This is a genomic window from Acinetobacter halobius (assembly GCF_044130335.1).
Classification (GTDB): Bacteria; Pseudomonadota; Gammaproteobacteria; order Pseudomonadales; family Moraxellaceae; genus Acinetobacter.
The window spans coordinates 144,218-153,417 of sequence record NZ_JBIQOD010000008.1 but is presented as its reverse complement, the minus strand read 5'-3'; the positions used below and the strand labels follow the sequence as shown (position 1 = coordinate 153,417).

At 38.4% G+C, this 9,200-nt stretch carries 10 protein-coding genes; 7 read left to right on the top strand and 3 right to left on the bottom strand.

Annotation, left to right across the window (positions count from 1 at the left end):
• The first annotated feature begins 295 nt into the window (after positions 1 to 295).
• Together ACE01U_RS09420 and ACE01U_RS09415 are read left to right on the top strand one after the other, a co-directional pair.
• The gene (locus ACE01U_RS09420; RefSeq protein ID WP_086209344.1) at positions 296 to 514 is read left to right on the top strand and encodes a DUF1653 domain-containing protein; all 219 of its coding nucleotides are present in this window, start codon (positions 296 to 298) and stop codon (positions 512 to 514) included.
• Between the two features lie 29 nt (positions 515 to 543).
• Positions 544 to 1,149: an O-methyltransferase gene (locus ACE01U_RS09415; protein ID WP_119063828.1), complete on the top strand. Its 606-nt coding sequence runs from the start codon at positions 544 to 546 to the stop codon at positions 1,147 to 1,149.
• Between the two features lie 25 nt (positions 1,150 to 1,174).
• Here the strand turns inward: ACE01U_RS09415 and ACE01U_RS09410 are convergent, their stop codons facing one another.
• Together ACE01U_RS09410 and ACE01U_RS09405 are read right to left on the bottom strand one after the other, a co-directional pair.
• The gene (locus tag ACE01U_RS09410) at positions 1,175 to 1,378 is read right to left on the bottom strand and encodes a KTSC domain-containing protein (RefSeq protein WP_086209342.1); all 204 of its coding nucleotides are present in this window, start codon (positions 1,376 to 1,378) and stop codon (positions 1,175 to 1,177) included.
• 139 nt (positions 1,379 to 1,517) lie between these two features.
• Positions 1,518 to 2,948 (bottom strand): pyridoxal phosphate-dependent aminotransferase, encoded by a 1,431-nt coding sequence (locus tag ACE01U_RS09405; protein ID WP_395579314.1) that lies wholly within the window; start codon positions 2,946 to 2,948, stop codon positions 1,518 to 1,520.
• Between the two features lie 228 nt (positions 2,949 to 3,176).
• On the opposite strand from ACE01U_RS09405, the gene msrB reads away from it, so the two are divergent.
• The 5 genes from msrB to ACE01U_RS09380 all read left to right on the top strand — a co-directional run bounded on the left by msrB (position 3,177) and on the right by ACE01U_RS09380 (position 7,964).
• Positions 3,177 to 3,596 carry a peptide-methionine (R)-S-oxide reductase MsrB gene (gene msrB, locus ACE01U_RS09400; RefSeq protein ID WP_004693474.1) on the top strand — a complete coding sequence of 140 codons (420 nt, stop codon included), beginning with the start codon at positions 3,177 to 3,179 and terminating at the stop codon, positions 3,594 to 3,596.
• Entirely contained in the window at positions 3,593 to 4,075 is a 483-nt protein-coding gene (locus ACE01U_RS09395; RefSeq protein WP_110975958.1) for a glutathione peroxidase, read from the top strand. Before msrB ends, ACE01U_RS09395 begins: the two co-directional genes overlap by 4 nt.
• 68 nt (positions 4,076 to 4,143) lie before the next feature.
• Positions 4,144 to 4,950 (top strand): AraC family transcriptional regulator, encoded by an 807-nt coding sequence (locus tag ACE01U_RS09390; RefSeq protein WP_395579316.1) that lies wholly within the window; start codon positions 4,144 to 4,146, stop codon positions 4,948 to 4,950.
• Positions 4,951 to 4,991: 41 nt separating this feature from the next.
• Entirely contained in the window at positions 4,992 to 5,612 is a 621-nt protein-coding gene (locus ACE01U_RS09385; protein WP_395579312.1) for a LysE family translocator, read from the top strand.
• Between the two features lie 165 nt (positions 5,613 to 5,777).
• The gene (locus tag ACE01U_RS09380; protein ID WP_395579311.1) at positions 5,778 to 7,964 is read left to right on the top strand and encodes a TonB-dependent receptor; all 2,187 of its coding nucleotides are present in this window, start codon (positions 5,778 to 5,780) and stop codon (positions 7,962 to 7,964) included.
• A 58-nt stretch (positions 7,965 to 8,022) separates the two neighbouring features.
• Here the strand turns inward: ACE01U_RS09380 and dapC are convergent, their stop codons facing one another.
• The gene (dapC, locus tag ACE01U_RS09375) at positions 8,023 to 9,192 is read right to left on the bottom strand and encodes a succinyldiaminopimelate transaminase (RefSeq protein WP_086209336.1); all 1,170 of its coding nucleotides are present in this window, start codon (positions 9,190 to 9,192) and stop codon (positions 8,023 to 8,025) included.
• Between the last annotated feature and the right edge of the window lie 8 nt (positions 9,193 to 9,200).

Here is a 9,200-nt window from a genome sequence, read left to right as displayed (position 1 = left end):
GACCTTCAAGGCGTTCAAGAAGCGTTTTTAATTGAGCTGAAGTATTTTGATCTAACATGGTTAAGCTCTCCAAAGCAGTCTGTAAAATTATTTGATAAAAGAATCATAGAGTAAATCTAAAAATAGATAAAACAGTTTGTTTTTATTTTAATAATCGGTTTTATAGATTTTAAGGTGTTTTCTTGAATCATTTCATAAAGCTATATGGGGAATTTAAATGATTTTTCAACTGATTCGCAGTTTAGTGAGCTGAAATTCGGTATGATCGAGACAGTTAAAAATAGGGAAGTAACTGATGCAATTACAACGTGGTATTTATCAACATTATAAAGGGCAACTGTATCAAGTCTTACATGTGGCAACACATAGTGAAACTGAAGAAAAACTGGTGGTTTATCAGTGTTTATATGGTGATTACTCGATTTGGGTGCGTCCATTTGCCATGTTTACTGAAACGGTAATGCTAGAGGATGACCGCGAGGTTGAGCGCTTTAAACTGATTCAAGAAGTATAAACGAAGCTAAGTAAAGTAGAGGGGATTTGATGATGCATGCAGAATTTTTGAGTAAAGTATCGGCCTTATATCATCGCTTTCAAGAACATGATAGTGAGCAAACAGATCGTATTGCACGCTTTCGCAATATTGAACCCGAGTCTGCACAATTTTTGGCGCAACTGCTTCATATTCAGCAGCCTGAGCAGATATTAGAAATAGGTACATCAACAGGTTACTCAACATTATGGCTAGCTTATGCGGCACAGCAAGTGAATGCTCGATTAACCACTTTGGAAATTGATGCTGAGAGAAGTCAGCAAGCCGCTAGTCATCTTGCGGATTTCAATTTATCCAATGGCGTTGAGTTTTGGGTCGGTGATGCAGCTGAATATCTGAAGCAGTCGCAAGCCATCTTTGATTTTATATTGCTAGATGCTGAGCGTGATGCTTATATCGACTATTGGCCAGATTTGAAACGACTAATGTGTGTTTCACGCGGAGTTTTGGTGGTTGATAATGTTCTATCGCATGCGGATCAAGTTGCAGATTTTATAGCACTTATTCAGCAAGAAAAGCAGTTTAGTTTGTCTACACTGGCGATTGGCGCAGGTTTGTTGTTAGTGACGAGAGATCATGAAAAACAATCAGGATAAATCCTGATTGTTTGTGCTTGAAAAATTAATGAATACTTAAGCGTGTAAAGTGCAAATCATATTCTAAATATTTATGAACAAAAGCTGTTTTATTATTACATCGAACTAAATTGTTATAAACAAATTCAGGCACGGGATGATACAACTCGCCTGAACCATCGGCATAGAAAATTTTTAAATAGCGTGAAGAAGCATTGTATTTCCAGGATGTTACCGCAATTGTCCCCATAAGCGACTCCCCATCATCTCAATGGAATCACAGCAAAATGGCTGCTTCTTTTAAACTTATGCCAAACTTGAAAAGTGATGTATTACAGTTTTGTAAATAAAAAAACCGTACATAAAGTACGGTTTTTTTAAGTGATCAATTAACGCATTTTCGCAAGGAAACGACCTACACGGGTAATGGCTTCACGTAGTTCATTTTCAGCAGGGAGGAATACCACACGGAAATGATCTGGTGTAGGCCAGTTAAAGCCTGTGCCTTGAACCAGAAGTACTTTTTCCGCACGAAGTAGATCAAGCATCAGTTTTTCATCATCTTGAACTGGATAGATTTCTGGGTCCAATTTCGGGAAGCAATACATCGCGCCTTCAGGTTTAACACAAGATACGCCAGGAATGTCATTCAACATTTGCCAAGCAATATTACGCTGTTCGTACAAACGACCGCCTGGGCGAATTAAATCATTGATTGATTGGTAACCGCCTAAAGCTGTTTGGATCGCATACTGTGCTTGGTGGTTGGCACACAAACGCATAGAAGCAAGCATGTCTAAACCTTCAATATAGTCGACCGCACGAGACTTATCACCTGTGATTGCCATCCAGCCTGAGCGGTAACCCGCAATACGGTATGCTTTAGATAAACCATTGAATGAAATACAGAGTCGGTCACCCGCTAACGCTGCTACAGAAACATGCTCAATACCGTCATAAACGATTTTGTCGTAAATTTCATCTGCAAACAAAATTAAATCATGCTTTTTAGCTAATGCAACGATTTGCTCAAGCACATGACGTGGATAAACTGCACCTGTTGGATTGTTTGGATTAATAATCACGATACCACGGGTGCGTGGTGTGATTTTACTCTCCATATCTATAATATCGGGATACCAGAAGTTTTCTTCATCACATTTATAATGAATCGCTGTACCGCCTGATAAATTTACAGCAGCCGTCCAAAGCGGATAATCTGGCATCGGGACGAGCATCTCGTCACCATCATCTAACAAGCCTTGCATTGCCATCACGATCAATTCAGAGACGCCATTGCCGATATACACGTCATTAACGTGCATATCTAAAATGCCTTTTTGTTGATAGTACTGACAGATGGCTTTACGCGCAGGGAAAATCCCTTTTGAGTCGGTATAACCTACTGCATTTGGCAGGTTTAAAGCCACATCGTTAATAATTTCTTGAGGTGCTTCAAAGCCAAACGGTGCAGGGTTGCCAATATTGAGTTTGATAATTTTATGACCAGCTTCTTCCATTTCATTGGCCGCTCGTAACACTGGTCCACGGATGTCGTAGCATACATGCTCGAGTTTAGACGATTTTTTTATTTCGCGTGGGGTTTGGAGAGTGTTCGGCATTTTGATGTTCTCGGAAAGAGTGGAGGTCACTTTTGCATAACGATATAAATAACTTTTAAATGTTTCTGTTGTTACTAGGTCCAAATCATGTTCATCTTTAAGTAAAGCAACAATTTTTTCATGCGTAAATCCCACCTGTTGATATTGTTTAATCACAGGCAGTAGATGTTTAAAAATAACGCTCTTTTTTTGCGACATTTTTTAATCCTAAGCAAGAATGCCTATAAGAGTAACATTAAAATTGCTTCCAAAAAAGCATTTAAGAAATAAAATTGCTCACCATGTTTTTAAATTTGCTTACTTTTTGCTTTTATTGGGATTATAGGTCTTTTGTAAATTGTGAATTAAACACTAGAAATTTTAAGATGAATCACGTAAATATGGGATTATCCTATTTTAAATAGCAAGATAGAAAGGGACCTAATCATGGGAAAGCTCAGTAAAACAGACCGAGAATGGCAAAGAGAGTTATCACCAGAGGAATTTCGCATTACGCGACAAAAGGGGACGGAGCCAGCTTTTACAGGTAAATATTGGAATACTAAACAAGCAGGGACTTACGTATGTCGCTGCTGTGGGACACCTTTATTTATTTCTGAAAATAAATATGACAGCGGTTGCGGATGGCCAAGTTTTTATAAGCCCGTAAATACAGCTGTTATAGAAGAGCATCAGGATACTTCACATGGCATGGTGCGTACTGAGATTGTATGTCATCACTGTGATGCTCATTTAGGCCATGTTTTTACAGATGGACCTGAGCCTACAGGTTTACGTTACTGTGTAAACTCGGCTTCATTAGAACTAGAAACACAAGAAAAAAGTGATGAGGATACTTATCCATGACAAACATTTATCAGTTTGAAGCGGAATTGTTAGATGGGAAAAATAAATCTTTTGCTGACTATGAAGGCAAAGTCCTGCTCATAGTTAATACAGCCAGTAAATGTGGCTTTACTCCACAATTTGCAGGTTTAGAAAAAATATATGAACAATACAAGGCACAAGGTTTTGAAGTTTTGGGCTTTCCTTGTAACCAATTTGGGGGGCAAGATCCAGGAAGTAATGAGCAAATAGGCGCATACTGTCAAAAGAACTATGGAGTTAGTTTCCCTATGTTTTCCAAAGTCGATGTGAAAGGCCCTGAGGCTCACGCCATCTTTCGTTATTTAACTAATAATAGTAAAGGTATTTTAGGTAGTGGGATTAAGTGGAATTTTACTAAGTTCTTAATTGGAAAAGATGGCAAAGTGATCAATCGTTATGCACCAACCACTAAACCTGAAGCAATTCAAGATGATATTGAAAAAGCACTGCAAACGTAAAATTTTTTGGACTGGTTGTGAATAGTCAGTTTCAGTCTGATGGTGTAGAGTTTTGGAGTGATTCATGCATGCCTTATGTGGAAACACGTAGGGCATGTGAAAGTCGTGCCTGTTATAAGTCGCATAGCCATTCCACTTTTTCGATTGGGGCTGTAGATGAGGGACGAAGTATATTTAGCAGTGCCTTTGCGGGAACACAAGCTATAGAAGTTGGTACGTTGGTCTTGATTCCAGAACATGTGGAGCATGCTTGTAATCCAGTGGAAGGACAAGCATGGAGTTATCAAATGATGCATTTAGATGCATCTTGGCTGAAACAACTTCTATATGAAACAGAGCAAGACTATTTAGGAATACCTAAATTTAAACCGAAAATCTATAAAGATGCCAACATGTATCAAGATTTCTGTCGGTTGAACAATCAGCTATTTAGCCCTAGATTGTCCTATTGGGAAAAAGAACAGATTTTAATTACGACGCTCGCTGAGTTGTTATTACCTCAAATTGCATTTGAGCCAATTGTAGTTAGTTCCTATGCACAAGAAGAATTGAGTCATCTTTTGACGATGATCCAGCAAGAAGAAGCGTTTTTATTTTTAGAAGAAATGTCAAAAGCGATACAATTGAGTCGCTATGCCATTATTCGGCTTTTCAAAGCATCGTTAGGTATGACGCCACATGCTTATCAGCTAAATTATAAAATAAATCAAGCACGCTCATTCTTGAAGCAAGGTATGGACATTGCGCAATTAAGTTATGCGCTAGGTTTTAGTGATCAAAGTCATTTTCAGCGCGTTTTCAAAGCTTTGACAGGGACAACACCGAAATTTTATCAGAAGCAACATCGCGCAATTTTATCCAAGAGTCCATTTTAAGTAATCGTTAGGATTAACTCGATTTTTTATTGAGTTATCTGATGGAACTTTTCATTATTATTGCTGTGACACATTTTGTTGCTTTGCTTTCTCCGGGTCCAGATTTTTTCCTGATTTTGCTAACTTTTCTGAAGAGTGGTCGAAAAATGGCACGATATACCGTTTTGGGTATCGTGACGGGTAATGCCTTAATTCTAATATTGATTTTTATTTTATTGTGCTGGCTTGGTTACATCCATCCCTATGTGTTGATGTTATTGCGTGGATTAGGCATTGTTTATCTAACGTATTTGGCGTGGCAGTGTGTAGTTTATGCGCAGAAAGAAAAAATCAAAATAGATGAAAATATACAGCCATCCCCACAAGCGAGAGGCGCTTGTTTTGTCAGGGGGTTACAGTCTAGTCTTTTGAACCCAAAGAATATGCTGTTCTATAGTAGTCTGATTCTTTTGGTTTATTCAAAATTTAATGTAGTTCAATTACTTTGCATTAGTCTGTGGATGGTGGGGATAGTATTGATTTGGAATTTACTGTTGTTGAAACTTTTTAGCCTAAATGATTGGAACCAATATTTAACAAGGCAACTAGGCTGGCTTTATAAGGTATCAGGTATCTGTTTTGCCATTTTTGCCATAATTTTGTTTATAGATGGGCTAATCTAAAAACTTAATAATGTCTAGAGTTTGTTGATTTATATAACTTATAACAATGAAGTAATTAATTCTCATTTGAATTTACTATCTAAATAAGAATCAAATAGTTTTGATTAAGACTAATTCTCATTTACTATCAGGTTCGAATTTTAGATTGATGAACGAGGGTGGGAAATGGTTAAGCTAAAACCATTGGTGTTAATGATGGCATGTGTATCTGGGTACAGCATTTCACATGCTGCTGAAACTCAAGTGGCCATTGAATCTGACTCATCATCTCAAGCGAGCAATGTCACAGCTTTAGAAACAATTCGAATTGTTGCAAGTGCTGATGCTTCTGCAAATGGTTTAATGGAAGCTTTCGCTGGTGGACAAGTAGCAACTGGTGGTCGAGTCGGGATTTTTGGGAATCAAAAGAATCTTGATACACCATTTAATTTGACCAGCTATACCAATCAATATATCCAAGAACGTCAAGCGAAAAGTGTAGGTGATGTACTTAAAGCAGATCCGTCAGTTCGTTTAGCTAAGGGTTTTGGAAACTTTCAGGAAACGTATTTTATTCGTGGTTTCGTTTTAGCCTCTGACGATACAAGTTATAACGGCCTGTATGGTATTTTGCCGCGCCAATACATTCCTACAGAGTTATTTGAGCGAGTTGAAGTTTTCAAAGGTGCTTCAGCATTTTTAAATGGCGCAATGCCAGGCGGTTCAGGTATTGGTGGCTCTGTTAACTTGGTACCTAAACGTGCGGCCAATGAGCCCCTTAAACGTGTAACTGCTGGTACAGATTTTAATGGTGGTTACTTATCGAGTGATGTATCCGAACGTTTTGGTGCAAATGATCAATATGGTGTGCGTGTAAATACAGCATATCATGGCGGTGGTACAGAAGTAGATAAAGAAGATAATTCGCTTGGATTGGCTTCTATTGCTTTCGATTATCGTGGTGATCAGTTACGTTTATCTGGGGATTTAGGTTACAACAACAACCGTCTTAAAGAAAACCGTCCAAGTTTGCGTTTGACTAATGCAGTAACTTCGGTTCCAAATGCATCACAATATACGAATTATCATGGACAATCATGGACATATTCTAATGAGGAAGATGTTTTTGGTAGTTATCGTGCAGAATATGATTTTAATGATGCTGTGACAGCATATGCTGCTTATGGTTTCCGTGTTAGTGAAGAAGCGGGCGTATATTCTAGTCAGCAACTCAGTAATACTGAAACAGGTGCTGCTTCTTTATCTGCTTCAACAATTTTACGAAAAGATAAGAACAATACTGGTGAGGTGGGTATTAAAACTAAATTTAATACTGGCACATTAAGCCATAATGCCGTTCTTTCTGCTTCGATGTACCGAGCAGATAAGCGTTATAGTTATGGTTATGCGACAGGAGTGGTCGATAACTTCTATAACCCTATTTATAGTAATGAGTCCAATATTGATAAATGGCTTGGTTCAAAAGGAACTTATCCGAAAGCGAATATTACGACTTTAAGAAGTGTGGCTTTGGGCGACAATATTACTGCTCTAGATGATCGTCTAACTGTCATGCTTGGGGCGCGTTATCAAGAAATAGATCAAGATGTTTATTCATACGGTGTCTATAAGCACAAAATTAATAAAGATAAAGTTACACCCGCTTTAGGTGTAAGTTATAAAATTACTCCTGAATTAGCTGTTTATACCAACTATGTCGAAGCATTGGTTCAAGGTGATGGTATTTTAGATAGTACTGGTAACTATTATGTGGCTGATCCTTTTGTGTCAAAACAAAAAGAAATTGGTTTTAAATATGAAAATGGTGCAATTGGTGGTGGTTTAAATTATTTCAATACAGAACGTCGTAAAGCTGCTGTAAATACAGCAGGGTCAGCTCAACTTACTGATGCGAAAAATATTCACCAGGGTATTGAATTTAATGCCTATGGTCAATTAACCGATGCAGTTCGCATCTTAGGTGGTGTAACATGGATTGATACTGAGCAAAAAGATACGTATCAAGGTTTGTTTGATGGCAACCAAGTGATTGGTGTACCAGAGTTTCAGGCGAATGTAGAAGCGGATTGGAAATTGCCTGTAGCACAAGATGTTTCAATTAATGGTCGTGTCGTTTATACCGGTAGTCAGTACGCAAATAATGCGAATACATTAAAATTAAACGATTGGACGCGTGTAGATGTCGGAGCGAACTATAGAACCCAGATTAATCAAGTTCCTACAGTGATTAATTTTGGTATTACTAACTTATTTGATAAAGAGTATTGGGCTTCAGCAAGTACTAATGATTATACATACTTAACTCTGGCACAACCTCGTACATTTACTTTAAGTGCATCATTTGATTTTTAATCGAAGAAAAAAAAGAAAACCTCCGTTACAGGAGCTTTTCTTTTTTAGATGAACTTATTTATAAAATTGCTTTTAAGCGCGAAATGACTTGCTCACACTGTGCAAGGTCGGCGACTAGAGCAAGACGCACATGGTTTTCGCCTGGGTTGCCTTGCTCAGTATTGCGTGACAAGTAACGCCCTGGAAGTACTTTGACATGTGCTTTCTCCATCAGCATTTTTGCAAAAGCTTCATCATTATCTACTTTTAACCAGTAGTAAAAGCCTGCATCTGGTTTTTGTAGAGGGAGTAAGTGGCCTAATTCGTTTTGAAATAAGTCAAATTTTGCACGATATTGCACACGGTTTTCTTCAACATGTGTTTCATCATCCCAAGCCGCAATCGAAGCCAACTGGTGTTGTACAGGCATCGCTGCACCATGATAGGTACGGTATTGTAAATAAGGTTTGAGTAATGTTGCATCACCCGCGACAAAGCCAGAGCGCATACCCGGTAAGTTTGAGCGTTTAGATAATGAGTGGAATACAACACAGTTTTTGTAGTCATTTCGGCCTATTTCAGCACAAACTTCGAGTAGACCCACAGGCGCAGTATCAAACCAAAGTTCTGAATAGCACTCATCCGATGCAATGACAAAACCATATTGGTCTGAAAGTGCGATTAATTTTTTAAACTGCTCTTTTGAGAGTACCGCACCTGTTGGGTTACCTGGCGTACAAACAAATAATAAGGCAGTTTTTTCCCAGACCTCAGCAGGCACAGCATCAAAGTCACCGAGATAACCATTTTCTTCAGTACAATTTACAAAATATGGTTTTGCCCCAGCAAGTAAGGTAGCACCTTCATAAATTTGGTAGAACGGGTTAGGCATCACCACATAAGGTACATCTTCGCGGTTCACCAAGGCTTGAACAAAAGAGAAGATTGCTTCACGGGTACCAGAAACAGGCAGGATGTTGTTCTCTGCACTAATTTGATTGAGTTGAAAACGACGGGTCAACCAGTTTGCAATACTGGTACGTAATTCTGGCAGACCTTTACTGTTTGGATAGGTCGATAAATGTTGAAAATTATCAATAATGGCTTGTTTCACAAACTCTGGCGCAGGATGCTTAGGCTCACCAATCGAGAGTGGAATGAGGGGTAAGTCTGCGGGAGTAATATCCTGAAATAGTTTATTTAACTTTTCAAAAGGATAAGGATGTAAAAGGGATAAACTCGAGTTCATGAAACAAA

Bases quoted from the DNA above. Each gene is read 5' to 3' on its own strand.
- ACE01U_RS09420 (WP_086209344.1), top strand. From the start codon at position 296: ATGCAATTACAACGTGGTATTTATCAACATTATAAAGGGCAACTGTAT.
- ACE01U_RS09415 (WP_119063828.1), top strand. From the start codon at position 544: ATGATGCATGCAGAATTTTTGAGTAAAGTATCGGCCTTATATCATCGC.
- ACE01U_RS09410 (WP_086209342.1), bottom strand. From the start codon at position 1,378: ATGGGGACAATTGCGGTAACATCCTGGAAATACAATGCTTCTTCACGC.
- ACE01U_RS09405 (WP_395579314.1), bottom strand. From the start codon at position 2,948: ATGTCGCAAAAAAAGAGCGTTATTTTTAAACATCTACTGCCTGTGATT.
- msrB (WP_004693474.1), top strand. From the start codon at position 3,177: ATGGGAAAGCTCAGTAAAACAGACCGAGAATGGCAAAGAGAGTTATCA.
- ACE01U_RS09395 (WP_110975958.1), top strand. From the start codon at position 3,593: ATGACAAACATTTATCAGTTTGAAGCGGAATTGTTAGATGGGAAAAAT.
- ACE01U_RS09390 (WP_395579316.1), top strand. From the start codon at position 4,144: ATGCCTTATGTGGAAACACGTAGGGCATGTGAAAGTCGTGCCTGTTAT.
- ACE01U_RS09385 (WP_395579312.1), top strand. From the start codon at position 4,992: ATGGAACTTTTCATTATTATTGCTGTGACACATTTTGTTGCTTTGCTT.
- ACE01U_RS09380 (WP_395579311.1), top strand. From the start codon at position 5,778: ATGGTTAAGCTAAAACCATTGGTGTTAATGATGGCATGTGTATCTGGG.
- dapC (WP_086209336.1), bottom strand. From the start codon at position 9,192: ATGAACTCGAGTTTATCCCTTTTACATCCTTATCCTTTTGAAAAGTTA.